This is a genomic window from Belnapia moabensis DSM 16746 (genome assembly GCF_000745835.1).
GTDB lineage: Bacteria > Pseudomonadota > Alphaproteobacteria > Acetobacterales > Acetobacteraceae > Belnapia > Belnapia moabensis.
In genome coordinates, this window is the sequence record NZ_JQKB01000004.1 from 71,226 (window position 1) to 97,146 (window position 25,921).

Sequence of the window (25,921 nt, forward strand, 5' to 3'; positions counted from 1 at the left end):
TTCAGCCAGGATCATCGCCATGCCCGCCCCCATCGCCCTCGGCATCATCGGTTTCGGCATCATGGGGGAGCGGCTGCTGCGCGCGGCGCTCGGCCATGCGGCGGAGAGCGTGCGGCCCGTCGGGGTCTGGGACCCGGCGGAGGCGGCGCGCGGGCGGCTGGCTGAGGTACCGGGCGATGTGCCGATGCTCGAGTCGGCCGCGGCGGTGATCGGGGCTTGCGACTGCCTCTACATCGCCGCGCCGCCGGCCTCCCATGTGCCGCTGGCCGAGGCGGCGCTGGCGGCGGGGCGGTCCGTCTTCCTCGAGAAGCCGCTGGCGACGGACCTCGCCGAGGCGCGGGCCTTCGTCGCCCGGGCGGAGGCGACAGGCGCGCGGGCGGCGGTGAACTTCCCCATGGCCTCATCGCCGGCCGTCCGCCAGCTCTCCGTCTGGCGCGAGGCGCTGCGGCCGGAGGCGTTGGAGATCGAGGTCGGCTTCGCCACCTGGCCGCGCGGCTGGCAGAGCGACGCGGCAAGCTGGCTGGCGCGCCGCGCCGAGGGCGGCTTCACGCGGGAGGTGGTCTCCCACTTCCTCTTCCTGACGCGGCGGCAGCTTGGGCCGCTGGCGGTGGAGGAAGCCTCTGTCGACTACCCCGCTGGCGACGCCGCGGAGACGGCCATCCGGACCCGGCTGCGTGCTGGCGGCGTGCCGGTGCGGCTCGCGGGCGGGGTCGGTACCACGTCGAAAGACGACCACAATGCGTGGACGCTGAACGATTCGATCCGGCTGCGTGACTGGTCCTTCGCCGAGCGGCGCGGGGCGGACGGCGCCTGGGTGCAGGCGCCGGACGCGCTGCCCAACGAGCGGATGCGGCCGCTGGTGCTGCGCGACCAGCTTGCCGGCGTCGCGGCGATGACGCGGGGCGAGCCGCACCACCTGGCGACGCTGCGCGAGGCGCTGGAGGTGCAGGAGGTGGTGGAGGCGATCCTGGCCGCCGGTCCGCGCGCCTAGCGTTCAGCTTCCGCCTTGGCCGAACACGACGCTCGCGCGTTCCCGAGGGCACACATCCGGCCTGGAGGAACGCCATGCCCTATGATGCCTGCGGCTGCTGCGGCGGCTTGGTCCATCGTCCCGCCGCCCCGGGGCGCCGCGCCGTTCTGGCCGGCGGCGCCTTGCTCGCCAGCCTCGCTCTGTCGCCCGGCCCTGCGCGGGCGGCGGACCCGGTGCCGAAGACCGACCTCACCCCGGAGGCCGCGCTCCGCCTGCTGAAAGCCGGCAACGATCAGTTCCGCACGGAGGCGCCCTTCCGCAGCGTTCAGGGCCGGGAGCGGCGGGTGGAGCTGGCCCGTGGCCAGGCGCCCTTCTGCGTGCTCGTCGGCTGCTCCGACAGCCGGGTACCGCCGGAATTGCTGTTCGGCCGAGGCCTTGGCGAATTGTTCATTGTCCGCAATGCCGGCAACACGGTCGACACCGCGGCGCTTGGCAGCATCGAATACGGGGTCGGCGTGCTCGGCTGCCCGCTGATCGTGGTGCTGGGGCATGAGGCCTGCGGCGCCGTGGCGGCGGCGGTCGAGGTGGTGCAGCGGAACGCGACCTTCCCCGGCGTGATCGGCGAGATGATACAGCCGATCATCCCCGCCGTGCTCGCGGCCCGCCAGCCCTCCGGCGAGGTGAAGCTGAACGACGCGGTGGTGGCGAATGCCAAGCGCGTGGCGACGCGGCTCAAGACGCAGAGCCCGGTGGTCCAGCAGCAGCTGCGCGACGGACGGGTGAAGATCGTCGCCGCCCGCTACGATCTCGACGACGGCGATGTGGACTGGTTCGAGGAGACCTGAGCTGCCCAGTCAGGCTTCGGCGCGCGGCGGCGCTACTGCGCCTTCCGCGCCTCCTCCCCTTCGGCATTGTGGGTAAACTCCGGCACCAGCCGGCCGAGCTGCGCCAGCGCCGCGCGCGTGTTGCCCGACCGGCTGCTGGCCGCAATCTCGTCGATGGCGCGTCCGACCAGCGCCGGGTCGGCGGTGCGCGGCGTCGCCATCAGCAGGCCGCGGAACTCGGTCGGGCGCGGCGGCTCCTGGCCGTGGAACAGCTCCTCGTAGAGCTTCTCGCCGGGGCGGAGGCCGGTGAAGCGGATGTCCACATCCTCCTCCGGCCGGAGGCCCGCGAGGCGGATCATGCGGCGGGCAAGGTCGACGATCTTCACCGGCTTGCCCATGTCGAGGACGAAGATGCCGCCCTCGGCCAGCTCCTTCGGCTGGTCCTCGCGGTCCTCGGCGCCGATGACGCTGGCCTGGAGGACGAGGCCCACCGCCTCGCGCACCGTCATGAAGTAGCGGCGCATGTCGGGGTGGGTGACGGTCAGCGGCCCGCCGCGCTCCAGCTGGCGGCGGAAGAGCGGGACGACGGAGCCGGTCGAGCCGAGCACGTTGCCGAAGCGGACCGTGACGCAGCGCATGCCGCCCTGGGCGCGGGCCTCGCGCTCCAGCGCCTGGCAGTACATCTCGGCGAGGCGCTTGCTGGCGCCCATCACGCTGGTCGGGTTGACCGCCTTGTCGGTCGAGATGAAGACCATCGCCTTGCAGCCGACGGCCCGCGCGGCATCGGCCACGATGCGGGTCCCGAGCGCGTTGGTCTGCAAGCCCTCCAACGGGTCGTTCTCGACCATCGGGACGTGCTTGAGCGCGGCGGCGTGGAAGACGAGCTCCGGCCGCAGCTCCTCCATCAGCCGGCGCATGCGCGCCTCGTCCCGGATATCGGCCAGCACGGCGCGACGGGGCACGTCCGGGTGGCGCTCGCGGAGTTCGAGGTCGATCTCGTAGAGGGCGAATTCGCCATGGTCGAGCAGGGTCAGCTGGGCCGGGCCGAGAGCGGCCACCTGCCGCGCCAGCTCGCCGCCAATGGTGCCGCCGGCGCCGGTGACGAGGACGCGGCGGGCCTGGATGAGGCGGGCCATGCCCTCGCGGTCGAGCGGCACCTGCGGGCGGTCGAGCAGATCCTCGATCAGCACGGGGCGAAGCTGGATGGGTGCCGCCTCCTTCGCCTGCAATGGATCCTCGGCGCGCCGTGCAGCGGGGTCGAGGCTGGTGATCGAGGGAGCGCGGCGCACCGGGACGCCATGGCGGTCGGCGGCATCGAGCAGGCGCTCGAGGGCGAGGCCCTGGACATGGGCGGTGGTGAGCACGATCAGGGCGGGCAGCCGGTTCTCGTCCCGCATGCGGTCGAGCACGGCCGGTATCTCATCGGCCGTGCCGAGGATGGGGTGGCCCTGGATGCGCCGCCCGGCCTGGCGCGAGCGCATCGAAAGGATGCCGACGACGCGGTATCCCGGGCTCCGCTCCTGGGCGAGGCCGCGGATGAAGAGGTTGGCGCCGTCGCCAGCACCAACCAGCAGCACCGGCTGTGCCGTGCCGACGCCCTCCGGCCCACGCCGGCCATGATGCAGCCGCCCGGCGACGCGCGGGGCGCCGAGCAATAGGCCGAGGGTGAGGGCATGGATCGCCGGGAAAGCCGGATTGGGTGGCACCCAGGCGCCGAGCATGTGCAGGACGCCGGAGAAGAGCAGCGCGCCGAGCGCGGCCGCTACGGCGATGCCGAGCAGGTCCGGCAGGCCGGCATAGCGCCAATATTGCTGCGGCAGCCGCACCGGCAGGCCGGCGGCGAGCAGGGCCAGGGCCGCGCCGGGCAAGGCCAGCAGCCACCAGCCCAAGGCCAGCGGTTCGGGCGGCCAGGCGCCGGGGGCGGCCAGCAGCATCGCCGCCGGCAGGGCGAGGGCGGCGATCAGGCTGTCGAGCAGCAGGTTCAGCAGGATTCGGTGCGGCGCGCGGCGAGCCATGGCGCCGCTATAGGACGGGCGCCGCCGCTTGGCTATCGACGGTTGGGAGAGCGAGCTGCCGGTAGAGGGCGACGAGGCGCTCCGCCTCGGCCGGCCAGCCATAGCGGGTAGTGGCGGCGAGGCGGCCGGCGTCGCCGAGGCGGGCGCGGAGGCCGGGTTCCGCCAGCGCCCGGAGGGCGGCGGCGATGGCACCCGGGTCGGCAGTCTCCACCAGCCGGCCGCACCGAGCCTCGCGGATGATCGCCGCGACCTCGGTGGCGAAGGCCGGGGCGATGACGGGCAGGCCGGCCAGCATCGCATCGAACAGCTTGTGCGGCAGGGCGAGCTGGTGGTTGCGCTCGCCGGGCTGGAACAGGACGAGGGCGATATCGGCCTCGGCCATGAGCGCCAGCGCCTCCGCATGCGAGCGCCAGCCGAGGCATTCGATGCGGGCGGTAAGGCCGAGCCGGGCGGCCTCGGCGGTGAAGTCACCTTCCGAGCCATCGGTGAAGCGGCCGATGAGGCGGAGGCGCGTGTCGGGTGGCAGAAGGGTGAGGGCGGCGAGGAGCTGCGGCCAGCCGCGGCTCCGCGTCATCGCCCCGGCATGGACCAGGGTGAGCGGCCCAGGGCGGTGCTCGCGGGGGGCGAGGGAGACGGGCAGGGCGTAGTTCCGCACCGCAACGGTGCGGCGGGGGGCAGCGAAATCCTCGGCCAGCCCATCCTTCGCCACCACCACCGCATCGGCGGCGCGGGCGGCGAGGCGGCAGGCGAGGCGGAGCATGGATCGGGCGAGCGGGCGGAGGGGGCGAGGGAGGCGGGAATCGAGTCGAGAGGGGTAGTGCTCATGCACGTCGAGCACGACCCGGGCGCCGCTGCCCCAGGGGGAGAGCTTTGCGGCCCAGATCGCGGCGAGCCAGGCATCGGGCTCGCTGGCATGCAGGATGCGCGCGCTACTCGACGCCGCGCGGCGGGCAAGCCAGCGCAGGTTGAGCAGGCGCCCGCGCCAGCCGGGGCGGCGGCGATAGGTCTCGATGGCGACGCCCTCGATCCGTTCTGGCGCATCGGCGGGGCCGGGGGCGAGGTGGCGGATCGACCAGCCCGCCGCGGCCAGCGCCGCGGCCTCCTTGCGGACGACGCGGATATCGTCCGGCGGATGGGCGGCGGAGAGCATCAGGATCATGCGGTGCACCAGTCCTGTTCGGCGAGATGTTCGGCCATGCGGGCGCCGGCTCTGCCGTCCCAGAGCGGGATCGGCCGGGCGTGCGGCCAGTCGCCGGCGAGGACGGTGGCGACCGCATCGGCAAGGCCGGCGGCGGGGATGAGGCGGCTGGAGCCGGCCTCCAGCGTCACCGGTCGCTCGGTGCTCGGGCGCAGGGTGAGGCAGGGCAGGTCGAGCACGGCGCTTTCCTCCTGCACCCCGCCGCTATCGGTGGCGACCAGCCGGGCAGCGGTAAGCAGGGCGAGGAAATCCGGATAGGCGAGCGGCGGCAACACCACGATGCCGGGCGGCAAGGCTAGGCTGTGAGCGGCGAGGCGGGCGGCGGCGCGGGGATGCATCGGCCAGGCGAGGGGCAGTTGCCGGGCGGCGCCGGCGAGGCCGTCGAGCAGGGCGGCGAAGGCGGCGCGGTCGTCGACATTGGCGGCGCGGTGCAGGGTGACGACGCCATAGCCGCCTGGGGCGAGGCCAGGCGGCAGCGGCCGGGCGCGGGCTTCGGGGAGCTGGCGGAGCAGCGTATCGATCATCGCATTGCCGACGGCGCGGACCTCACCATGACCCTCGGCGCAAAGGCGGGCGGCGCTGGCTTCGTCGGGCGCCCAGTGATGGGTGGCGATGGCGTCGATGGCGCGGCGGTTGATCTCCTCCGGCATGTCGGGATCGGCACAGCGGAGGCCTGCTTCCAGATGGACCAGCGGCAGGGCCAGCTTGCGGGCGGCAAGCGCGGCAGCCAGGGCGCCGTCCACATCGCCAGCGACGACCACGGCGGCGGGGCGGCGGGCCTGCCAGCATTCCGCCGCCGCCATCATGGTACGGCCGGTGAGCGCGGCATGGCCGCCGCCGGAAATACCGAGGCTGATCGCCGGCTCCGGCAGGCCGAGGGCGGCGAGGTGGCCGCCGAACAGGGCCGCGTCGTGATGCTGGCCGGTATGGAGCAGGACGGGACGGAGGGGCAGGCGTGCCTCGGCCAGGGCGTGCCAGAGGGCGGCGAGCTTCGGCAGGTTGGGCCGGGCGGCGGCGACCAGATGGAGTTCCATCAGGCGGCGGCCTCGACCAGGGCGCAGAAGCGGTCTGCGAGCAGGCGGCGATCCCAGCGCTGCTCGGCCTGGCGCCGGGCGGCGCGGCCGAGCGCGGCGCGGCGGGCCGGGTCGGCGGCCAGGGCGTCGAGCGCGGCGGCGAGGGCGGCCGCATCGCCGGGCGGGGTGGCGAGGCCGCAGGGCCCGTCCTCCAGCAGGCGCGCGGCGCGGCCAGGGCTGTTGGCGACGACGGGAAGGCCCGCCGCGAGGTAGTCCATCAGCTTGTTGGGCGCCGTCCATTCGGCGAAGGCGGCGACCGGGGCCAGGCATTGCAGGCCGATCTGGCTGCCGGCCAGCAGCCTTGCGAGGCGCGGCTTCGGCAGCGGATCGAGGAAGTGGAGGTTGCGCAGCCCGGCGGCTTCGACCTGCAGGCGGCGTTTCTCCGCGCCCTCGCCGATCAGCAGCAAATGGAGGCGTGGATCCCGCACCCGGGCGGCGGCCTCGACCAGCTGGTGCAGGCCATTGGCCGGGCCATGCGCGCCGGCATAGGTGGCGAGCACCGCATCTGGCGGAATGAAGCCGGGCCGCCAGGGCGGCACATGCGGGCCGAAGAGGTGCAGATCGCATCCATTGGGCAGAACCTCGACCAGCCGGGCGCCATGGGCGCGGGCGGTCTCGGCCATGCCTTCGGACAGGGCGATGACGGCACGCGCCTGGCGGCAGGCGGCATCGGCCAGCCGGTCCATCGCCCACCAGAGGCCGGGGCTGCCGATGCCCATCGCCCGCGGCAGCTCGGGCCAGGGGTCGCGGATCTCGAAGACGAAGGGCAGGGCGCGCAGCCGCCGGGCGAGCAAGGCGGGGAGGGCGACGCTCAGCGGCGTCGAGCTGGCCAGCGTCAGGTCGAAGCGGCCGGAGAGCGCCAGCCCGGCCGCGCGTCCGGCATAGCGCAGGAAGGCGCCGGCCCGCTCGCCGAGGCCCTGGCGGTTGCCGCAGGGGATGGCGAACTCGACAACGCGGAAGGCATCGACCGAACCCTCTCGCCGGCCATGTCGGAAGGGGCCGGTGAGACCGGTTTCGGCGCCCTCATAGCCGCCGCAGGCGAGCGTCACCTCATGGCCGCGGGCGGCGAGGGCGCGGGCCATGGCGAAGCTGCGCGTTGCCGTAGCCCCGCCGGGCGTCGAGAAATGCTGGTGGAGGTAGAGGATCCTCACTCAACGCCGCCACAGGCTGCGCAGCACGCCGATCACCCGGTCCTGTTGGGGTATGGTCAGCGCGCTGCCGGAGGGGAGGCAGAGGCCGCGCTCGAAGAGGCCCGCTGCGACGCAACCGCCGGCACGCGGGGCGCCGCGGAAGGCGGGTTGAAGGTGCATCGGCTTCCAGACCGGGCGGCTCTCGATGCCAGCGGCGGCTAGCGCCTCGCGCGCCGCCTCGCGGCCTGGGGCACCGAAGGCCGGGTCGAGCAGGATCGCAGTCAGCCAGCGGGTGCCGTGGCTCCAGGCAGGCTCCGGCATGAAGGCGATGCCGGGGAGGTTGCCGAGCGCAGCCCGGTAGCGCGCGAAGATGGCGCGGCGGGCGGCGACGCGGTCCGCCAATGCGCCAAGCTGAGCCAGGCCGAGCGCAGCGAGAACCGAGGAGAGGCCGTAGGAGTAGCCGGTGGTCTCATGCTCGTAATGCGGCGCCGGGCGCTTCGCCTGGTTGGCGAGGCCGCGCGCCTCGGCGATCAGCGCCGCATCGGCCGAGGCCAGCGCCCCGCCGCCGCCAGCGGTGACGATCTTGTTGCCGTTGAAGCTGAAGGCCGCCATCCGCGCGCCCTGGCCGGCCGGTCGGCCGCGGCAGGTAGCGCCGAGGGATTCCGCGCTGTCGCACAGCACGGGGACGCCCCAGCGGCCGCAGAGGGCGCCGATGGCGTCGAGGTCGCAGCTCTGGCCGAAGAGGTCTACCGGGACGACGGCGCGGGGCAGCCGGCCGGCGCGGGCGGCCCGTGCCAGCTCTCGCTCCAGCAGGTCGGGGTCGAGGGTCCAGCTTTCGGGAGAGACATCGAGGAAGCGGGGGCGGGCGCCCATCTGGACCGCGGGCGCGATGGTGGCGATATAGGTGAGGGTCGCGGTCCAGACCTCGTTACCCCGCTCGAGGCCGAGGCAGCGATAGCCGAGATGCAGCGCCGCCGTGCCCGAGGCCAGCGCCAGCACATGCGGCAGGCCCGTGGCCTCGGCGAGCGCCGCCTCGAAAGCGGCCGGCGCGGGCCCGGCGGGCGCTACCCAGCCGGATTGCAGGGTTGCGGCGAGGGCAGGCAGTTCCCTGCCCGTGAGATGCGGGGGCGAGAGCAGGATCGGCGTGGCCGGCTCGGCGCGGGGCCTGAGGCGGTGAACCGGCGGGAGGAACTGCACCGCCTCGGCGATCGGCATGGGCAGGGCTTTCGTTGCGTTAACAAACTATATGCATATCGGAACGATACGATGCAACCCCGGCGATTCGGGCGGCGGGAAGGTCCCGCAGCGGCGTGTCGTTTCGTCACGGAAGCCGGAGAACTCCTGGCGAAGCACGCCCCTGGGGAGATCGAGGGCGGCCTCTTGCCGTCCGGCGAGGCTGGCCAGTGATCGACGACTTGCCCCCGTCTTCCGGTCAGGATCGCTGGCTACCCGGTCCTTCCGATGATCGTGCCTTTTCCCGTCGTCCGCTTAACCGGACTTCATTGGCAACCGGCGCGTGGGCAACCAGCGCGTGCGGGCACAGCGGCTGGAGCTAGTGGCGCGGACCACCGCGCCCGACTATGCGCTGGGGACGAATGCCTTGCCGCTCGTGCTTGTGTTCAGCGGCGATGGCGGGGGCGGCCTGCCGGCGCGCTATGCCGGCGGCGCGATCCTCGCCGAGCACAGCGGCTGGAAACGACCGGGTTTCTCCGGCTGCAAGGTCGTCTGCGCCCCCGTCGAGAACGGGCGGCCAAGCGGCCAGGCGCAGTATGTCGTCACCGGCTTCCTGACAGGCTGCGGCGCGTCCCGCAGTCATCTGTTGGCGTGACGCTCGATCGCAGCGGCGCGCTACTGGTTGCGATGATGTGGGCGACACCGTCTGGCGGGTGACGGCGTGGATAGGGAGTTGCCGCCCCCGCCGAGAGTCAGGCGTTGCCGACCACCGGCCCCTCCGCCCGGCGGGACTGCCAGAGGGCGACGAAGTCGATCGGCGCCAGCATCACCGGCGGGAAGCCGCCTTCGCGCGTCACATCGGCCAGAATATTCCGCGCGAAGGGGAAAAGCAGGCGCGGGCATTCGACCAGCAGCACCGGCTCCAGCTGCTCGGGCGGCACGTTCACGGTGAAGATGCCGCAATAGACCAGCTCGGCGATGAAGCAGGCCTTTCCCTCGGCCTGGGCATCGGCGCGGATCTGCAGCGACACCTCGTAGACATTGCTGCCTTCCTGGACGGGCCTGGCCTGAACGTCGAGCTGGAGGTCGACACGCGGCTGCTCGCGGAGGGTGGCGAAGATCTCCGGCGCGCCCGGCACCTCGAAGGAGAGGTCCTTGGTGTACTGGATGTTCAGCACCAACGGGCCCTGCGGGGCCAGGTTGGGGTCGCCGTTCGGCAGGCCTTGGGGCTGATCGGACATGGGGCGCCTTTCACGAAGAGGGGGCGGGGTAGCATGCCGCCAGCCGGGCTGTCAGGGCTTGACCGCGCTCGGATGCGGCTGGCGCCATTGGATCGCCCCAGGCGGCGGGGCGGTCGGGTCGCAGCGGCGCCATTCGCCGTTCATCACCCGCTCGCCGGTCATCGCCAGGATGAAGCCCCAATGCGAGACCACCAGCGTCTCCCGCCAGTCCGGCAGCGCCGACATTTCGGCGCGGAACAGCGCGGCGCGGGCCTCGATGCCCTGGTCGGGCTCCTCCACCGCGGGCCACCAGACATCGTCGATATGGGCGAAGTCGAGGCCAGGGAAGGCGATGGCCAGCTCGGTGCAGGGCGAGCCGATGTCGCAGGAGAAGGCGTAGCGTTCCCGCACCACCGGGTTCACCAGGATCGGCAGGCCGCGCTGCCGGGCGATGGGCGCGGCGGTCTGCAAGGCGCGGGTATAGGGCGAGGCGATGATGCGCGTGATGCGCTCGCCGGCCAGCGCCAGCACCGCCGCTTCCGCCTGTTGCTGTCCGAGCTCGGTCAGCTTCGGGTCGGGGATGCCGGGGTCGCGCTTGGTCGCGGTGAAGTGGAGGTTGAACTCACTCTGCCCATGGCGCAGCAGGATCACTGACGGCTTCCTCCGGCGTTTCCGCCTCGGCGTAGCTGGGGCGCGGCGGCGCGGCAAGCCGCCTTCATGGTTCATTGTTTATGGCCTCGTCATCCTCCCGGCCGTTGCGGGAGAGGGGCCTCTCGCCTAGATAGGTGAAAAGGAGTTCATGATGACGGGCGGATTTCCGGTCGATCTGATCCTGTTTGCGATGATCGCGGCCTTTCTCGTGCTGCGGCTGCGGAGCGTGCTCGGCAAGCGCACCGGCTTCGAACGCCCGGTGCAGCCGGAGGCGCGCGCGTCCGGCTACGACCCGCGCGGCGGCACGATCGAGGGCGTGGCGGAGGAAGTGCCGGCTTCGGCCGCGGCGGCGCGCAGCCGGCGGGTGATCCCCGACCCGCGCACGCCGCCCGGCCAGGCACTGGCGCGCATCGCCGAGCAGGACCGCGGATTCGAGCCGAACCGCTTCCTCGACGGGGCGGAAACGGCGTTCCGCATGATCGTCACCGCCTTCGCTGCAGGCGATCGGCAGACGCTGCGCTCGCTGCTCTCGGACGATACCTATGCCGGCTTCGAGCAGGCCATCACGGCGCGGGAGAATGCTGGCGAGGCGCAGCGGACCGAGTTGCGAGCGGTGCATGAGGTGGCGATCGAGGCGGCCGACCTGCGTGGCAACGTGGCGGATGTCACCCTCCGCTTCGTCACCGACCAGATCAACCTGACCACCGGCCGCAACGGCGAAGTGGTGACGGGCAGCGATGCGGTGACGGAGCTCACCGATATCTGGACCTTCCAGCGCGACCTGAGCCAGGCCGATCCGACCTGGAAGCTGGTCGCCACGCGCTCGGCCTGAGGCGAGCGCTTCTGCTGCTCGGCCTCGCCCTGCTGCTGGGCGGGGCGGGCTGGCCTCCGGAATGGCCGGGCGAGGCGCCCGAGGAGGCGCTTGCGCCCTTCCGTCGCTCTTGTGAGGCGCTGCGCGCCAGTCCGACAGAATTCGCTGCTCCCTGGGCGGAAGCCTGCGCCGCGGCGGAAGCGGTGGCGCCAGGCGAGGCCGCCGCCTTCTTCGAACGATGGTTCGCCCCGCATTCGCTGGGGGAGGGGCTCGTCACCGGCTATTACGAGCCGGAACTGCGCGGGGCCGAGCTGCCGGGCGGCGGCTATGCCATACCGCTCTTCGCCCTGCCGCCCGAGGGACCGCTGCGGCTGCTGGACCGAGGCGCCATCGAGGCGGGTGGGCTCGATGGGCAAGGGCTGGAACTCGTCTGGGTGGATGACCCGGTGGATGCCTTCTTCCTGCAAATCCAGGGTTCCGGGCGGATCGGCCTGCCGGACGGGCGGGTGTTGCGGCTCGGCTATGCCGGGCGGAATGCGCATCCTTACCGGCCGATCGGCCGCAGCCTGATCGAGCGCGGCGCCATCGCCCGCGAGGCGATGTCGATGCAGGCCATCCGCGCCTGGCTCGGCACCGCTTCGCCCGGGGAAGCGGCGGCGCTACTGCGGGAGAACCCAGCCTATGTCTTCTTCCGCCCCATCGAGGGGCTCGACCCGGAGACGGGGCCAATCGGCACGCTTGGGGTGCCACTGACGCCGGGCCGCTCACTCGCCGTCGATGCCGGAATCGTGCCGCTTGGCGCGCCCATCTTCCTGGAGACGCGGGACCCGCTGGATGGGCGCCCGATCCGCCGCATCGTCCTGGCGCAGGATACCGGAGGCGCGATCCGCGGCATGGCGCGGGGCGATCTGTTCTGGGGCTGGGGGGCGGAGGCCGCCGCGCGGGCCGGGCCGATGCGGGACCCGGCTCGGCTGTTTCTGCTACTGCCACGCTGACGGAGCAGTACAGTTCCGGCAACGGCGTCCTTTCGCCGAGAGCAGCAGACGCCTAGATTGCAGGCATGCTCCAGACCCGCCCCCGCGTCGCGCTTTTCGTCACCTGCCTGGTCGACCTCTACCGACCGAATGTCGGCTTCTCCGCCATTGCCTTGCTGGAGGAGGCTGGTTGCCAGGTGGAGGTGCCGCGGGCGCAGACCTGCTGTGGCCAGCCGGCCTATAACAGCGGCGACCGGCAGACGGCGAAGGACCTGGCACGGGCCGTCATCGACGAGTTCCTGCATTACGACCACGTCGTCGTGCCGAGCGGGAGCTGCGGCGGGATGATCTCGCACCACTACCCGGCCCTCTTCGATGACGATCCGGAGTATCGCGGCAAGGCGGAGGCGCTCGGCGCGAAGACGCACGAGCTGGTCTCCTTTCTGACCGATATGCGGGGCATGGAAGGCGTCGCCGCGCGCTTCGAGGGCGTCGTCACTTATCACGACAGCTGCTCGGGGCTCCGGGAACTCGGGGTGAAGGCGCAGCCGCGGAAACTCCTCGGCTCCATGCCGGGCGTCGTCGTCAAGGAGATGGCCGATGCCGAGATCTGCTGCGGCTTCGGCGGCACCTTCTGCGTGAAGTACCCCGAGATTTCGACCCGGATGGTGACCGACAAGGCGAAATCAATTGCGGCGACGGGGGCAGACACCCTCCTCGCCGGCGACCTCGGCTGCCTGCTCAACATGGCGGGTCGGCTGAAGCGGGAGGGCGTGCCGGTGAAGGTGCGCCATGTGGCGGAAGTCCTGGCCGGGCGGACCAAGGAAGCGCCGGCGATCGGTGAGGTGTCATGAGCGCGGCGCTGAGGATCGAGGTAGCGGACCCATTGCAGGCGGAGGTGGCGGCGCATGGCTTCGCGCGGCTGCCAGGGGCGGCGCTGGGGGCGCGGCTCGGCCTGTCGCCCGAGGCGCTGGCGGAGTTCGCCGCCAGCTGGGAGCGGCTGGAGACGGACCGCTTCATGGCCGATGGCGGCCGATACCGGCGCCGGCGGCACGCCAATTTCACCGCCCGTACCGGCGTGGCCGGGCATGTGCGGGGGCCGCACCGCCCGCATTTCCAGGCGGTCGTCCATAACAGCCTGAATGGCGGGGTGGAGCGATGGTTCGCTCCGGTCGAGGATGCGGTGGGCGAGGGGCCGGTGCTGCATGCGCTGCTCGATCTCGGCCGTTCAGTCGCCGATGCGGGGACGCCGGGCGCCGACTGGTTCGTCGAGATGCACCAGTTCCGCATCGAGGCGGCGGCCGGAGCGCCGGGCTTCCCAACGCCCGAGGGCGTGCATCATGACGGCGTCGATTACGTGCTGATCGGCATGATGGCGCGGACCAACCTCCAGGGTGGCGAGACGCTCATCACCGACGATGCCGGGGCGGAGCTGGCGCGCTTCACCCTGCTCGACCGGCTGGACACCGCCTTCATCGACGACCGGCGGGTGATGCATGGCGTGACGCCGGTGCAGCCGGTGGACCCGGCGCTCCCATCCTGCCGGGATGTGCTGGTCATCACCTGGAAGCGGGCCGGCTGATCGCTTACCGGTTGGCCGCCTTGTGCGTGCCGACATTCTCGTGCCACTCGATCGGCAGCCCGTCCCAGCTGGCGAGCTGCTTGCCAGGCCATTTGCGGCGCACATAGACGCGGAAGCCATCCGCCGTGGCCTCGACATAGCCTGACTTGCCATCATTGAGCTTCAGGTGCTGGGCCAGCTCCTCCGCGCGTTCCTGCATGTAGCTGTCGGCCATAGCCTGATCCTCCTCGTCGGCGCCACCTTGCCCGATCTGGCGGCGGAGGGGGCTACAAAGCCAGGTGTCCGATACCCCGAGGGCGGGCCATGATGACGGCCTTCATCCAAGGGGACCGCCTCGATGCAGCACCTTCCCTCCGAACTCTGGCGCTGGGACGCCGTGGACCTGGCCCGCGCAATCCGGCTACGGGCAGTCTCGGCGCGGGAGGCGGTAGGGGCGGTGCTCGACCGCTGCGCGGCGGTGAACCCCGCCATCAATGCCGTCGTCCTCGTGCTGGAGGAGGAGGCGCTGGCGGCCGCCGAGGCCGCCGATGCCGCCATCGCCCGCGGCGAGGCGGTGGGGCCGCTGCATGGCGTGCCGGTGACGACCAAGATCAATGTCGACCAGAAGGGGCTGCCGACCAGCAATGGCTGCGTACCCTGGCGGGACCTGATCGCGCCGGAGGACAGCGCCGTCGTCGCCAATCTCCGTGCGGCGGGGGCGATCATCGTCGGGCGAACCAATACGCCGGCGCTGTCCATGCGCTGGTTCACCGAGAATGCGCTGCACGGGCGGACGCTCAACCCTTGGAGCGCCGGGCATACGCCGGGCGGCTCCTCCGGCGGGGCCTCGGCCGCCTGCGCGGCGGGGATCGGGCCCATTGCCCATGGCAACGACCTCGGCGGCAGCGTGCGCTACCCGGCCTACGCCTGCGGGATCGCCGGTATCCGGCCGAGCTTCGGGCGCATCCCCGCCTTCAACCCGACCATGGCGGCGGAGCGTCCGCTTTCCGGTCAGCTGATGTCGACCCAGGGACCTTTGGCGCGACGCATCGCCGATTTGCGGGTGGCGCTCGCCGTGATGGCACGGGGGGATGCACGGGACCCGTGGTGGATGCCCGCGCCACTGGACGGGCCGCCGGTGCCGCGGCCGGTCCGCGTCGCGCTCTCGGTCGATGCGGCGGGGACGGGGGTGCATCCGGAAGTCGCCGCCGCGGTACGCCGGGCAGGCGAGATCCTGGCTGCTGCCGGCTATGCGGTGGAGGAGCGCGATCCGCCCGATTTCGCCGGCGCGGCGCGGGACTGGGATGCCTTCGCCCATGGCGAGGCACGGATGTTCATGGGCGAAACCTTCGAGCGCAATGCTGACCAGGGCGCGCAGGACACCTACCGCTACATGCTGGAGCATTGCCTGCCGACCGACCTCGACGGCTATATGCGCCTCGCCGCGCGGCGGACGACGCGGCAGCGGGACTGGGCGCGCTTCATGGCGGAGGTGCCGCTGGTGCTCTGCCCGGTCTCCGGCGAGCCGCCCTTCCCGCAGGGGCTGGATGTGGCGGGGCAGCAGGGCTTCGATTCGGTCTACCGAGCGCAGCAGCCGCTACTGGCGACGCCGCTGCTCGGCCTGCCGAGCGTCTCCGTCCCGACCGGGCTGACGGCGGATGGGCTGCCGATGGGCGTGCAGATCATCGCGCCGCGCTGGCGTGAAGACTTGGCGCTGGATGCGGCGGAGGTGGTGGAAGCCGCCTGCCCGATGCCAATGCCAGTGATAAACTAAATATTGGCGGGGCCCAGGGGGAAGCTTTCCCCCCGGCGGGGGTTCGGGGGCAGAGCCCCCGCCTTACCGGAACACCGGCGGCGCGTCATCCTCCGGCAGGTCGGGCAGCGGCACCTCGATCCGCACCGTGCTCGGATCCACGCCCGTGCCCTTGTCGATCCAGTAGGTCACGCTCTGCGGCCAGAAGATGACGATGGCGACGAGCACCAGCTGCAACCCGACCCACGGAATGGCGCCCCAGTAGATGTCGCTGCTGCGGACCTCCTTCGGAGCGATGCCGCGCAGGTAGAAGAGCGCGAAGCCGAAGGGCGGATGCATGAAGCTGGTCTGCATGTTCACGCAGATCAACACGCCGAACCAGACGAGATCGATGCCGAGCTTGGCCGCGACCGGGGCCAGCAGCGGGACGACGATGAAGGCGATCTCGAAGAAGTCGAGGAAGAAGGCCAGGAAGAAAATGAAGATGTTGACCGCGATGAGGAAGCCGGTCGCCCCGCCCGGCAGCTGCATCAGCATGTGCTCGATCCAGAGCGAGCCGTCGACGCCCTGGAAGACCAAGCTGAACACCGTCGCGCCGATCAGGATGAAGATCACCATGGCGGTGATCCGCATGGTGTTCTCCATCGCCTGGCGCAGCAGCGGCCAGGTGAAGCGACCATTGACCCAGGCGAGGCCGATGGCGCCGACCGCGCCCATCGCACCCGCCTCGGTCGGCGTTGCGAGGCCAAGGAAAATGGTGCCGAGGACGAGGAAGATCAGCACGATGGAGGGCACCATGCCCTTCGCCACGCGCCAGATCAGCGGCCAGCCGCGCTGCGTCAGCGCCTCGTCCGGCAGCGCCGGCACCTTGTGGGGGGCGAAGATGCTGACGCCCACGATGAAGAGGATGAAGAGAAGGATCTGGAGGATGGATGGCCCGATGGCGCCGGCATACATGTCGCCGACAGACTTGCCGAGCTGGTCGCCGAGGACGATCAGCACGAGCGAGGGCGGGATCACCTGGGTGATGGTGCCGGAGGCCGCGATCACGCCCGTGGCGATCCGCATGTCGTAGCCATATTTCATCATGATGGGCAGCGAGATCATGCCCATGGCGATGACCGAGGCGGCAACCGTGCCGGTGATGGCGCCGAGCACCGCGCCGACCAGGATGACGGCATAGGCGAGGCCGCCCGGAATCTTGCCGAAGAGCTGGCCGGTGCCTTCCAGCAGGTCCTCGGCGAGGCCGCACCGTTCGAGGATGGCGCCCATCAGCGTGAAGAAGGGGATCGAGAGGAGCAGATCGTTCTGCACGATCCCGAAGACCCGCAGCGGCAGGTTGCCGAGATAGGCCGGGGTGAAGAAGCCGAGCTCAATCGAGAGGAAGCCGAAGAACAGCCCGGTCGCGGCCAGGCTGAAGGCGACCGGGAAGCCGATCAGCAGGAAGACGACCAGCCCGCCGAACATCAGCGGGGCCATCACGTCCATGTCGAGGGTCATAGGATCTGTCGGTCCTGGTTCACTGCTCGGGGCGGTGGTACTCGACCACCACCTCGGCCGCCGGGCGGATGCCGCGCAACAGGGCGATGCGCTTGATGAGTTCCGAGAAGCCCTGCAAGGTCAGCAGCACGAAGCCGATGGGCAGCAGCAGCTTCACCGGCCAGCGGAGCAGGCCGCCGGCATTGGGGCTGCCCTCGTCGCGCACCCAGCTGTCGACGAAGAATGGCCAGGTCATCCAGGCCAGCAGCATGACCGCCGGCAGCATGAAGAAGATGAAGCCGAAGACGTCGATCCAGAGCCGCGTCCGCTCCGAGACATTGCCGTAGAGCAGGTCGACGCGGACATGCTCGTTGCGGAACAGGGTGTAGGAGGCGCCGAGCAGCACGATGGCGCCGAAGAGGTACCACTGCACCTCCAACCAGGCATTGGAGCTGTAGGAGACGCCGTAGCGCACGAAGGCATTGCCGGCGCTGATGAGGCAGGCAAGCAGCACCGCCCAGTCGGCCAGCTTGCTGACGGCGGTGTTCAGCTTGTCGACGCCGCGGCTGAAGGCGATCAGTGGACCCATGAATAGCGGACTCCGCGGGCGCCGTCAGCGGCGCTGCTGCTGTTCCTGCGCCTGCATGAAGTAGCCGAAATTGTCAAAGCTGCTCTCGGCGACGCGGAACCACTGGTACTGCGAGTCGCGGAAGGCGCGCCAATGCTCGTAGACCTTCTTGAAATTCGCGTTCTTCGCCGCAGTTTCGTCATACAGCTCGAAGGCGGCCTTGTAGCAGGCCTGCATCACCTCGCGCGGGAAGGCGCGAAGCTGGGTGCCGGCGCCGATCAGCCGGCGCAGCGCCTGCGGGTTCTGCACGTCGTACTTGGCCATGGTCTCGATGGTGCTGTCGCGGCAGGCGCTCTCCAGCGCCTCCTTGTAGAGCTGCGGCAGCTCCTCGTACTTCGCCTTCGCAATGTAGAAGGAGAGGTTGAGCGAGCCCTCCCACCAGCCCGGGTAGTAGTAGTAGGGCGCGACGCGGTTGAAGCCGAGTTTCTCGTCGTCATAGGGACCGATCCACTCGGCGGCGTCGATCGTGCCCTTCTCGAGCGCCGGGTAGATGTCGCCGCCGGCGATCTGCTGCGGCACCACGCCGAGCTTCTGCAGCACGTTGCCGGCGAAGCCGCCGACGCGGAATTTCAGGCCGGAGAGGTCCTGGACGCTCTTGATCTCCTTGCGGAACCAGCCGCCCATCTGGGCGCCGGTATTGCCCGCGGGCATGGAGACCATGTTGTAGCCCTCAAAGAACTCCTTGAGGACCTCGCGCCCGCCGCCGGCCTGCAGCCAGGCATTGATCTGGCGCATGTTGAGGCCGAAGGGCACGGCGCCGTCGAAGGCGAAGGTCGGGTCCTTGCCAACGAAATAGTAGCTGGCGGTGTGCGCCGACTCGACCGTGCCGTTCTGCACCGCATCGGCGACGGCAAGGCCCGGGACCAGCTCGCCGGCGGCGAAGACGCGGATCTGGAACTTGTTGTCGGTCAGCGCCGCGACGCGCTTCGCCACATGCTCGCCCGCGCCGTAGATGGTATCGAGCGACTTGGGGAAGGAGGAGGCGCAGCGCCAGCGGACTTCCGGCATGACCTGGGCGATGGCGGGCGTGGCCAGGGCCAGCGTGCCGGCAGCGGCGGCACCGGCGAACAACCCTCGACGATCCATGATCTTTCCCTGTTCCCTGGGACGAATCCTGATTTGGCGCCCAAGGCGCTCGGCCGCGTCTCTATCCTGTCGTTGCACGAAAGTTAAGGCACGATTTGCGGCTCCCCAGCCCAACCGGCGGAATGGCCCCTTCGCGCAGGTCGCGAGGCCGGGCTAGACTGCAGCCCGTGCAAGCCTCGCCCTGCCCCCTGTGCTGACGGCGCTCGCCCTCGGCCTTGTTGTTCTCGGCCTGCTGGCCCTGGCCGCCCTGGCGCCGATGGGCCGGCTGGCCGGGCCGGTGGTGCTGGGGGGCAGTGCCTTCCTCTCGGCCGGCTTCGCGCTGGCGGCGGGCGGGGCGCTCGCCCTCGGCCTGCCGGAGGGGGTGCTGGTGCTGCCCTTCGGCCCGGCCTGGGGCGGGATGACCCTGGCGCTCGACGGGCTTTCGGCCTGGTTCCTGCTGCTGCTGGGGCTGGCGGGGCTTGCGGCCTCGCTCTTCGCGCTGGGCAGTCCCGGACGGGGGCTGGTGGCTTGGCCGCTCTTCCTTGGCGGGATGGGGCTTGCGCTGCTGGCGGCGGATGGCTTCACCCTGATCCTCGGCTTCGAGCTGATGTCGCTCGCCTCCTGGGCGCTGGTCGCGCTCGACCACCGGGAGGCCGGCAACCGGGAGGCGGCGCGGCTCTACCTCATCTTCGCGGCGTTCGCGGGTGTCTGCTTGGTGCCCGCCTTCGGCCTGCTCGGCGCGCTCGATTTCGCGGCGATCCGCGCCGCGCCACCGGAGGGCTGGCGGGCGGTCGCCATATTGGCGCTCGGGCTGGTCGGCGCCGGGGCCAAGGCGGGGCTGGTGCCGCTGCATCTCTGGCTGCCGCTCGCCCATCCGGCGGCGCCCACGCCGGTTTCGGCGCTGATGTCGGGGGTGATGACCAAGGTGGCGCTCTACGTGCTGGCGCGGCTGCTGCTCGACCTTTGCGGGCCGGTGCAGCCGGGCTGGTGGGGCATGCCGCTCCTGGCGATAGGTGCGGCCTCGGCGCTACTCGGCGCGCTCAGGGCCAATCTTGAGGACGACACAAAGGTGGCGCTGGCCTGCTCGACCATCGAGAATGTCGGCCTGGTCACCATGGCGCTCGGCCTCGCCCTGCTGTTCCGGGCGGCGGATCTCGGGCCGATGGCGGCGCTGGCGGCCGGGGCTGCGCTGCTGCATGCCATGGCGCATGGACTGTTCAAGGCGCTGCTCTTCCTCGTTGCCGGCGCCGTGCAGCATGCGGCGGGCAGCCGGCGGCTGGACCGGCTGGGGGGACTGATCCACGCCATGCCGCTGACGGCGGTAGCGGCGCTTATCGGCCTCGGCGCCGCTGCCGCGCTGCCGCCGCTTTCCGGCTTCGCCAGCGAATGGCTGCTGCTTCAGGCGCTGCTTGGCGGCTGGCGTCTGGGCGAGATCGGCTTGCAGGTAGCGGCCGCCGCGGCACTGGCGCTGGCCGCCATGGCGGTGGCGCTGGCGGCGGCGGCGATGCTGCGGCTCTTCGGCCTTGCCTTCCTCGGCCGGCCGCGCAGCCCGCGCGGGGCGGGGGCGCGGGAGGCCAATCGCTTCGAGTTGGCGGGGATGGCTGTGCCGGCCGTGCTCACCGTCCTGGTCGGCCTTTTCCCTGGGCTGGCGCTGGCGCTCGCCGCGCCAGGCATCCGCGTTCTGGTGGGGCCGGCCGCGATGCCGCCGGTGGTTGGGCTGGCGATCGGGGCGGGGGAGGGACATTCGGCCTATGCGCCGCTGGTTGTCATCCTTCTGCTCGGCCTCGCCCTGGTCCTGCTCTGGGTGGTGGTGCGCCGGCATTCGCCGGCGGTGGCGGAGCGGGGGCCGGCTTGGAATGGCGGTTTCATCGACGCGCCGCCGGAATTCGTCTTCGGCGATCCGCTGAGCCAGCCCTCGGCGGCCGGCATGGCGCAGCCGCTGCGGCGGATGCTGGGCGGCACGCTGCTCGCGGCGCGCGAGGCGGTGACGATGCCGCGTCCTGGCGATCCGCGCCCGGCGCGGCTGGAGGCGGGATTTGAGGATCGCGCCGCCCTTGCCTTGCCGACGCGCACGGCCCGGCTGCGGGATGCGGTCGCCGGGCAGGTGGAGCGTCTGCGCGGCCTGACCTTGCGCGGCTCGCTCTCACTCGGCTTCGCCACGCTGGTCGGGCTGCTGGCGCTGCTGGCCTGGCTGGAAGCGCGCTGAATGGTGATTCTCGGCGCGGTCCTCACCCAGATCCTGCACATCGCCCTGATGCTGGCGGCACCGCCGCTGGTGGTTGGCCTCATCCGTTGGTTAAAGGCACGCATGAATGGGCGGCGCGGCGCCTCGCCCTTGCAGCCCTACCGCGACCTCGCGCGGCTGCTGCGGAAACGTCCGGTGCTGGCGGAGAATGCCTCGCTCGTCAGCGAGATGGCGCCCTATCTGGCACTGGCCGCGACGCTGGTCGCCGCGGCGCTGGTGCCGGGCTTCGCACAGGGGATGGCCTTCGCCCCCGTTGCCGACCTGGTGCTGGTGGCCGGGCTGCTGGCGCTGGCACGGATGGCGCTGGCGCTCAACGGCATGGATGCGGGCACTGCCTTCGGCGGCATGGGCGCGGCGCGGGAGATGAGCTTCGCCGTCTTCGCCGAGCCGGCGCTGCTGGTCTCGGCGCTGAGCTTCGCCATCCTCGCCGGCAGCACCAATCTCGACCAGATCGGCGCCAGCTTCCGCGACGGGGCGCTCGGTCTCCGCGTCTCGCTCGGGCTGGCGGCGGTGGCGATGGGGGCGGTAGCGCTGGCGGAGAATGCGCGCCTGCCGGTCGACAACCCGGCGACGCATCTCGAACTGACCATGGTGCACGAGGCGATGCTGCTGGAGGCCTCGGGGCGGCACCTAGCGCTCTGGGACTATCAGGCGGCGCTGAAGCTGACCCTATGGCTGGCGCTCATCGCCGCGGTCTTCTTCCCCTTCGGCGCGGCGCCGGCGGGCAGCGGGCCGCTCGCCTGGCTGGTCGGGCTGCTCGCCTGGGTGGCGAAGATGGGCGGTTTCTGCCTGGCGCTCGCCGTCTTCGAGGGAGCGATCGCCAAGATGCGGGTCTTCCGCGTGCCGGAATTCCTCGGCGCGGCGCTGCTGCTGGCCCTGCTGGCGGCGGCGCTGCTCTTCGTCTCGACGGGGTTCGCCTGATGGGCTTCGGCCAGCTTCCCTACGACGTCGCCCATCTGCTGGGGGGCGGGATGCTGCTGCTCTCCTTCATGCTGCTGTACCAGCGGCGGGTCGCGGCGGTGGTGAGCGTGCTCGCCGCGCAGGGGGCGGTGCTCGCGCTGGCGGCGGCTTGGCAGGGCTTCGTGCAAGGGGCGCCGCAGCTCTACCTCACCGCGTTGATCGCGGCGGTGGCGAAGGCGGGACTTATCCCGCTCGCCTTGCGCTGGATGATTCGGAGGCTCGCCCTGGCGCGCGGCGTTGACGCGGCGCTCGGCATCGGGCCGAGCCTGATGGCCGGGGTGGCGCTGGTGGCACTCGCCATCATGGTGGCGCTGCCGATCACCACCGGGGCGCAAGCGCTGGCGCGCGAGGACCTGGCCATCGCCCTCTCCGTCGTGCTGCTCGGGATGCTGATGATGATCACCCGGCGCAACGCCATCCTCCAGGTCGTCGGACTGATGAGCCTGGAGAACGGGCTGGTGCTCGCGGCCGTCGGCATCGCCGGCATGCCGCTGGTAGTCGAGCTCTCGATCGCTGCGCTGGTGATGCTGGTGCTGGTCGTGGCCGGCGTCGTCGTCTTCCAGATGCGGGAGCGGCTCGACAGCCTCGATACCCTCCTGCTGCATCCGCATCGTGGGGAGCCAGAGTGATGCCGCTCGCCTGGCTCCTCGTGCTGCTGCCCTGGGCCGGGGCGGCGGTGCTTGGCTTCCTGCCACGGGAGCGGGTGGCGGCGCTCGTCAACATCGGCGTCTCGGCAGCCGGTTTTCTGCTGTCCCTGCTGCTGCTCGCCGAGCCGCAGGGTGTGACCGGCTGGACGCGGCTCGATGCACTGAACCTGCCGTTGCTGCTGCTGTCCAGCGTTGTCGGGTTGACCACCTCCGTCTATTCGCTCGGCGCCATCGCCGCCGAGGGGCTCGATGCACGGCGGCTGCGCGCCTTCCATGTCGCCTTCCAGCTCTTCATGGGCGCGCAGGCCCTGGCCCTGCTCGCCGACAATCTCGGCGTGATGTGGGTGGCGGTCGAGATCGCGACCTTGGCCAGCGTGCTGATGGTCGGGCTGCACGGCACGCCGGCGGCGATCGAGGCGGCGTGGAAATTCTTTATCCTCTGCGGTGTCGGCATCGCCCTCGCGCTGCTCGGAACCATCATCCTTGGACTCGCCGCGCAGGCGGTGCCGGGCGAGGGGGAGGCGCTGTCCTGGGCCGCACTGCTTGCGTCAGCGCCGCGCTGCGACCCGGGCGTGCTGAACCTTGCCTTCGTCTTCCTCCTGGTCGGCTACGGCACCAAGGCCGGGCTCGTGCCGCTGCATGCCTGGCTGCCGGATGCGGAGGCCGAGGGGCCGATCGCCATCTCCGCCGTGCTCTCCGGCCTGCTGCTGAACGCGGCGCTGCATGCGGTGCTGCGGGTGAAAGCGATCGTGGGGGCCAATGCGGAGACGGTGCCGCCGGGGGCGCTCCTGCTGGCCTTCGGCCTCGCCTCGGTGCTGGTCGCGGGTTTTGCGCTCTGGCGCAGGCGGGATGCGCGGCGCTTCTTCGCCTGGAGCAGCATCCTGCATATGGGCCTGGCCGCCACGGGCTTCGGCTTCGGCGGCGTGGCGGGCAACCTCGCCGGGCTGCTGCACATGCTCGGGCATTCGCTGGCGAAGTCGGCGGTGTTCTTCGGCATCGGCGCGGCGGTGCGGCTGCGCGGCTCCCAGCGGATCGCGGATCTCGGCGGGCTTTGCACAACCGTGCCGGCGCTCGGCTGGGCGCTGGCGATCAGCATCGCGGCCGTGGCGGGCCTGCCGCCCTTTGCCCTCTTCGCCAGCGAATACCTGTTGGTGACGGAGGCGGCGGCGCAGCACCCTTGGGCGATCCTGCCCCTCGGCCTCGGCCTGCTGGTAGCGGTGGCGGCGAAGGTGCAGACCTTGCAGGCGCTCTGCTTCTGCGATCCGCCGGCGGATCGCACGACCGGGCGGGTGGATTGGACCAGCCTCGGCCCGATCTGGGCGCATCTGGTGCTGGCGCTGCTGCTCGGCGTCGCGCTGCCGGGACCGCTGCGGTCGATGCTCGGCGAAGCGGCGGGGGTGGGGGGATGAGCGAGGCGCTGCTGCGGCTGGTCCGCCACGGTCAGGAGCAGGGCTGCCGGCCATATCAGCGCTACCTGCTCGACCGTGGGCAATGGGCGGCGCTCATCGCCGCCATCGGCGAGGATGAGGCGGTGGCGCTGCTCGGCCTCTGGGCCGATCCGGCGCAGGTGCATGCTGCGCTGATGCTAGGCGAGACGATCCTCATCGCCTCCTGCACCGTGCCCGAGGGGCGCTTTGCGGCGTTCTCGCCGGTGCAGCCGGGGGCAGTGCGCTTCGAGCGGATGATCCGCGACCTCTGGGGCCATGTCGCCGAGGGCGGAATCGACCAACGGCCCTGGCTCGACCATGGGCGGTGGCCGCTGACCGGCCCATTGGCGGCACAACCGGCGCCGAATGCGATGCCGCCGCCGCAGCCTGTCTTCCTTCCCGTCGAAGGCCAGGGCGTTCACCAGATCCCGGTCGGGCCGGTCCATGCCGGGGTGATCGAGCCGGGGCACTTCCGCTTCCATGTCCAGGGCGAGGCGGTGGTGCGGCTGGAGGCGCGGCTCGGCTATCTGCACAAGGGGCATATCGGGCTGATGCTGGGCAAGCCGGCGCTTGTGGCGGCGCGCTTCGCCGCCCGGCTCTCAGGCGATTCGACGGTCGCGCATAGCTGGGCCTTCGCCCAGGGCGTCGAGGCGGCGCTCGGCCTCGAGCCCTCGCCGCGGGCGCTCGCCTTGCGGGCGCTGATGGCGGAGCTGGAGCGGCTGCACAACCACCTGAACGACTGGGGCTTCCTTTGCAACGACGCGGCCTTCGCCTGGCTGCATGCTCGGGCGGGGGCGCTGCGCGAGGCGGTGCTGCGCGCGGCCGCCACCGCCTTCGGCCATCGGCTGATGATGGACCGCATCCTGCCGGGCGGCGTCACCGACGACCTGACGCCGCAGGGCGCGGCCGCCATCCTCGCCGCGCTCGACGCGGTGGAGGCGGAGCTGCCGCAGCTCGACGCCGTCTATGACAGCCATGCGAGCCTCGCGGACCGCATGATCGGCACCGGGGTCATCGCGCCCTCGCTCGTGCGGCGCTTCGCTGCCGGCGGGGTGGTGGGCCGTGCCTCCGGCCGGGCGTTCGATGCGCGGCACCGGCCGGGCTACGCGCCTTACGCAACCCTGGAGCCGCGGGTCTCAACCGCCGGCGATGTCGATGCGCGGGCACGTCTACGTATGACGGAAATGGGCGACTCGATCCGCTTGGCGCGAGGGCTGATGGCGGCGCTGCCGCCGGGCGAGCTCGCCCTGCCGCTGCCGCAGCGGGCGGGCGAGGGCCTCGGCTTGGTCGAGGGATTTCGCGGCGAGTGCCTGCACTGGGTGGCGCTCGATGATGGCGGGCTGCTGCGCGCCGCCTTCCCGCGCGACCCGTCCTGGCTGCACTGGCCGCTGCTCGAAGCGGCGATGGAGGGCAACATCCTGGCCGACTTCCCGCTCATCAACAAAAGCGTCAACGCCTCCTATAGCGGGGTCGACCTCTGATGCGGGGCTGGCGCCGCCTGCTCTGGCCGAGGCTCGCGCAGGGCCTGGTCTCGCCGCCGCTGACCGATGCCCCGCCGGTGCCGCCGGAGGAGCTGGTACAAGCCCTCGTCGCCCGGCTGGAGGCGGCCTCGCAGGCGCGGCTCGGCCGCAGCCTCGCCATCCGGCAGGTGGATGCGGGATCGTGCAACGGCTGCGAGCTCGAGATCAACGCCATGCAGAGCGTGATCTACGACCTGGAGCGCTTCGGCCTCCGCTTCGTCGCCAGCCCGCGCCATGCCGATGTGCTGCTGGTTACCGGCCCGCTGACCCGCAACATGCGCGAGGCGCTGCTGCACACGGCCGAATGCATGCCCGAGCCGAAATGGGTGGTGGCCGCCGGCGACTGCGCCGTCGATGGCGGCGTCTTCAAGGACAGTTATGCGGTGGAAGGCGGCATCGACGCTGTGCTGCCGGTCGACCTGCTGATTCCCGGCTGCCCGCCGACACCGACGCAGCTGCTGGAGGGGATGCTGGCACTGCTGGAAGCCCAGCGCGTCGGATAAAAAATCGGGCCGGCCGGAGATCCGGCCGGCCCGATGGCGGCCTATGAGGGGCTGCCAGTCTGGCAACGGCTTGCCGGGAAATAGCCGCTGCCGG

The 25,921-nt window shown here is 71.5% G+C and carries 25 protein-coding genes; 14 read left to right on the forward strand and 11 right to left on the reverse strand.

Translation table 11 applies throughout. The features are described from left to right. The first annotated feature begins 19 nt into the window (after window positions 1-19). The gene (locus EP26_RS03425) at window positions 20-991 is read left to right on the forward strand and encodes a Gfo/Idh/MocA family protein (RefSeq protein WP_043335848.1); all 972 of its coding nucleotides are present in this window, start codon (window positions 20-22) and stop codon (window positions 989-991) included. Between the two features lie 74 nt (window positions 992-1,065). Continuing rightward, on the forward strand, window positions 1,066-1,815 hold the full coding sequence (locus tag EP26_RS03430; RefSeq protein ID WP_052388755.1) for a carbonic anhydrase: 750 nt from the start codon (window positions 1,066-1,068) through the stop codon (window positions 1,813-1,815). Window positions 1,816-1,847: 32 nt separating this feature from the next. Here the strand turns inward: EP26_RS03430 and EP26_RS03435 are convergent, their stop codons facing one another. The 5 genes from EP26_RS03435 to EP26_RS03455 are packed head-to-tail and all read right to left on the reverse strand — an operon-like array spanning window position 1,848 to window position 8,425. Continuing rightward, window positions 1,848-3,809 (reverse strand): polysaccharide biosynthesis protein, encoded by a 1,962-nt coding sequence (locus EP26_RS03435; protein WP_043335850.1) that lies wholly within the window; start codon window positions 3,807-3,809, stop codon window positions 1,848-1,850. Between the two features lie 7 nt (window positions 3,810-3,816). Next, window positions 3,817-4,968 carry a glycosyltransferase gene (locus EP26_RS03440; protein WP_043335853.1) on the reverse strand — a complete coding sequence of 384 codons (1,152 nt, stop codon included), beginning with the start codon at window positions 4,966-4,968 and terminating at the stop codon, window positions 3,817-3,819. After that, entirely contained in the window at window positions 4,965-6,041 is a 1,077-nt protein-coding gene (locus EP26_RS03445) for a UDP-N-acetyl glucosamine 2-epimerase (protein ID WP_043335855.1), read from the reverse strand. The genes EP26_RS03440 and EP26_RS03445 overlap by 4 nt, the downstream gene beginning before the upstream one ends. Further along, the gene (locus EP26_RS03450; protein ID WP_043335857.1) at window positions 6,041-7,231 is read right to left on the reverse strand and encodes a glycosyltransferase family 4 protein; all 1,191 of its coding nucleotides are present in this window, start codon (window positions 7,229-7,231) and stop codon (window positions 6,041-6,043) included. Before EP26_RS03450 ends, EP26_RS03445 begins: the two co-directional genes overlap by 1 nt. After that, window positions 7,232-8,425: a DegT/DnrJ/EryC1/StrS family aminotransferase gene (locus EP26_RS03455; protein ID WP_084112294.1), complete on the reverse strand. Its 1,194-nt coding sequence runs from the start codon at window positions 8,423-8,425 to the stop codon at window positions 7,232-7,234. 301 nt (window positions 8,426-8,726) lie between these two features. Here EP26_RS03455 and EP26_RS03460 point away from each other — a divergent pair, with 301 nt between their 5' ends. Beyond that, window positions 8,727-9,038 carry a hypothetical protein gene (locus EP26_RS03460; RefSeq protein WP_043335858.1) on the forward strand — a complete coding sequence of 104 codons (312 nt, stop codon included), beginning with the start codon at window positions 8,727-8,729 and terminating at the stop codon, window positions 9,036-9,038. 97 nt (window positions 9,039-9,135) lie between these two features. Here EP26_RS03460 and secB read toward each other — a convergent pair whose 3' ends face one another. Continuing rightward, window positions 9,136-9,624, reverse strand: a complete 489-nt coding sequence (gene secB / locus EP26_RS03465; protein WP_052388756.1) for a protein-export chaperone SecB — start codon at window positions 9,622-9,624, stop codon at window positions 9,136-9,138. A gap of 51 nt (window positions 9,625-9,675) precedes the next feature. Next, window positions 9,676-10,254, reverse strand: a complete 579-nt coding sequence (locus tag EP26_RS03470; RefSeq protein WP_043335859.1) for a histidine phosphatase family protein — start codon at window positions 10,252-10,254, stop codon at window positions 9,676-9,678. A 151-nt stretch (window positions 10,255-10,405) separates the two neighbouring features. On the opposite strand from EP26_RS03470, the gene EP26_RS03475 reads away from it, so the two are divergent. The 4 genes from EP26_RS03475 (at window position 10,406) to EP26_RS03490 (ending at window position 13,621) form a co-directional block, all read left to right on the forward strand. Beyond that, on the forward strand, window positions 10,406-11,086 hold the full coding sequence (locus EP26_RS03475; protein ID WP_043336110.1) for a Tim44/TimA family putative adaptor protein: 681 nt from the start codon (window positions 10,406-10,408) through the stop codon (window positions 11,084-11,086). Between the two features lie 182 nt (window positions 11,087-11,268). Continuing rightward, window positions 11,269-12,060, forward strand: a complete 792-nt coding sequence (gene mltA, locus EP26_RS03480; RefSeq protein ID WP_052388757.1) for an MltA domain-containing protein — start codon at window positions 11,269-11,271, stop codon at window positions 12,058-12,060. 65 nt (window positions 12,061-12,125) lie between these two features. Beyond that, window positions 12,126-12,893 (forward strand): (Fe-S)-binding protein, encoded by a 768-nt coding sequence (locus EP26_RS03485; protein ID WP_043335860.1) that lies wholly within the window; start codon window positions 12,126-12,128, stop codon window positions 12,891-12,893. After that, complete coding sequence (locus EP26_RS03490) at window positions 12,890-13,621, forward strand: 2OG-Fe dioxygenase family protein (RefSeq protein WP_052388758.1); 732 nt, start codon at window positions 12,890-12,892, stop codon at window positions 13,619-13,621. The genes EP26_RS03485 and EP26_RS03490 overlap by 4 nt, the downstream gene beginning before the upstream one ends. Window positions 13,622-13,625: 4 nt before the next feature. Here EP26_RS03490 and EP26_RS03495 read toward each other — a convergent pair whose 3' ends face one another. Beyond that, the gene (locus EP26_RS03495) at window positions 13,626-13,835 is read right to left on the reverse strand and encodes a hypothetical protein (protein ID WP_043335862.1); all 210 of its coding nucleotides are present in this window, start codon (window positions 13,833-13,835) and stop codon (window positions 13,626-13,628) included. 123 nt (window positions 13,836-13,958) lie between these two features. Between EP26_RS03495 and EP26_RS03500 the strand changes: the two genes are divergently transcribed. Continuing rightward, on the forward strand, window positions 13,959-15,374 hold the full coding sequence (locus EP26_RS03500) for an amidase family protein (protein WP_043335865.1): 1,416 nt from the start codon (window positions 13,959-13,961) through the stop codon (window positions 15,372-15,374). Between the two features lie 63 nt (window positions 15,375-15,437). On the opposite strand, the gene EP26_RS03505 is transcribed toward EP26_RS03500, so the two are convergent. The 3 genes from EP26_RS03505 to EP26_RS03515 are packed head-to-tail and all read right to left on the reverse strand — an operon-like array spanning window position 15,438 to window position 18,546. After that, a complete protein-coding gene (locus tag EP26_RS03505) occupies window positions 15,438-16,853 on the reverse strand; it encodes a TRAP transporter large permease (protein WP_211259364.1) in 1,416 nt (471 codons plus the stop codon). A 19-nt stretch (window positions 16,854-16,872) separates the two neighbouring features. Further along, a complete protein-coding gene (locus tag EP26_RS03510) occupies window positions 16,873-17,421 on the reverse strand; it encodes a TRAP transporter small permease subunit (protein WP_043335867.1) in 549 nt (182 codons plus the stop codon). Window positions 17,422-17,445: 24 nt separating this feature from the next. Then, window positions 17,446-18,546, reverse strand: a complete 1,101-nt coding sequence (locus EP26_RS03515; RefSeq protein ID WP_043335869.1) for a TRAP transporter substrate-binding protein — start codon at window positions 18,544-18,546, stop codon at window positions 17,446-17,448. A 190-nt stretch (window positions 18,547-18,736) separates the two neighbouring features. Between EP26_RS03515 and EP26_RS03520 the strand changes: the two genes are divergently transcribed. Genes EP26_RS03520 through EP26_RS03545 form a run of 6 tightly spaced genes read left to right on the forward strand, consistent with a single transcriptional unit; the run spans window position 18,737 to window position 25,827 of the window. Then, window positions 18,737-20,731 (forward strand): proton-conducting transporter transmembrane domain-containing protein, encoded by a 1,995-nt coding sequence (locus EP26_RS03520; RefSeq protein WP_052388759.1) that lies wholly within the window; start codon window positions 18,737-18,739, stop codon window positions 20,729-20,731. Beyond that, complete coding sequence (locus tag EP26_RS03525; protein ID WP_043335871.1) at window positions 20,732-21,691, forward strand: respiratory chain complex I subunit 1 family protein; 960 nt, start codon at window positions 20,732-20,734, stop codon at window positions 21,689-21,691. Further along, a complete protein-coding gene (locus tag EP26_RS03530; protein WP_043335872.1) occupies window positions 21,691-22,359 on the forward strand; it encodes a hydrogenase-4 component E in 669 nt (222 codons plus the stop codon). Before EP26_RS03525 ends, EP26_RS03530 begins: the two co-directional genes overlap by 1 nt. Then, on the forward strand, window positions 22,359-23,786 hold the full coding sequence (locus tag EP26_RS03535; protein WP_043335873.1) for a proton-conducting transporter transmembrane domain-containing protein: 1,428 nt from the start codon (window positions 22,359-22,361) through the stop codon (window positions 23,784-23,786). The genes EP26_RS03530 and EP26_RS03535 overlap by 1 nt, the downstream gene beginning before the upstream one ends. Next, window positions 23,783-25,285: a hydrogenase large subunit gene (locus EP26_RS03540; protein WP_043335876.1), complete on the forward strand. Its 1,503-nt coding sequence runs from the start codon at window positions 23,783-23,785 to the stop codon at window positions 25,283-25,285. Before EP26_RS03535 ends, EP26_RS03540 begins: the two co-directional genes overlap by 4 nt. Continuing rightward, window positions 25,285-25,827 carry an NADH-quinone oxidoreductase subunit B family protein gene (locus EP26_RS03545; RefSeq protein WP_043335878.1) on the forward strand — a complete coding sequence of 181 codons (543 nt, stop codon included), beginning with the start codon at window positions 25,285-25,287 and terminating at the stop codon, window positions 25,825-25,827. The genes EP26_RS03540 and EP26_RS03545 overlap by 1 nt, the downstream gene beginning before the upstream one ends. Window positions 25,828-25,921 lie beyond the last annotated feature (94 nt).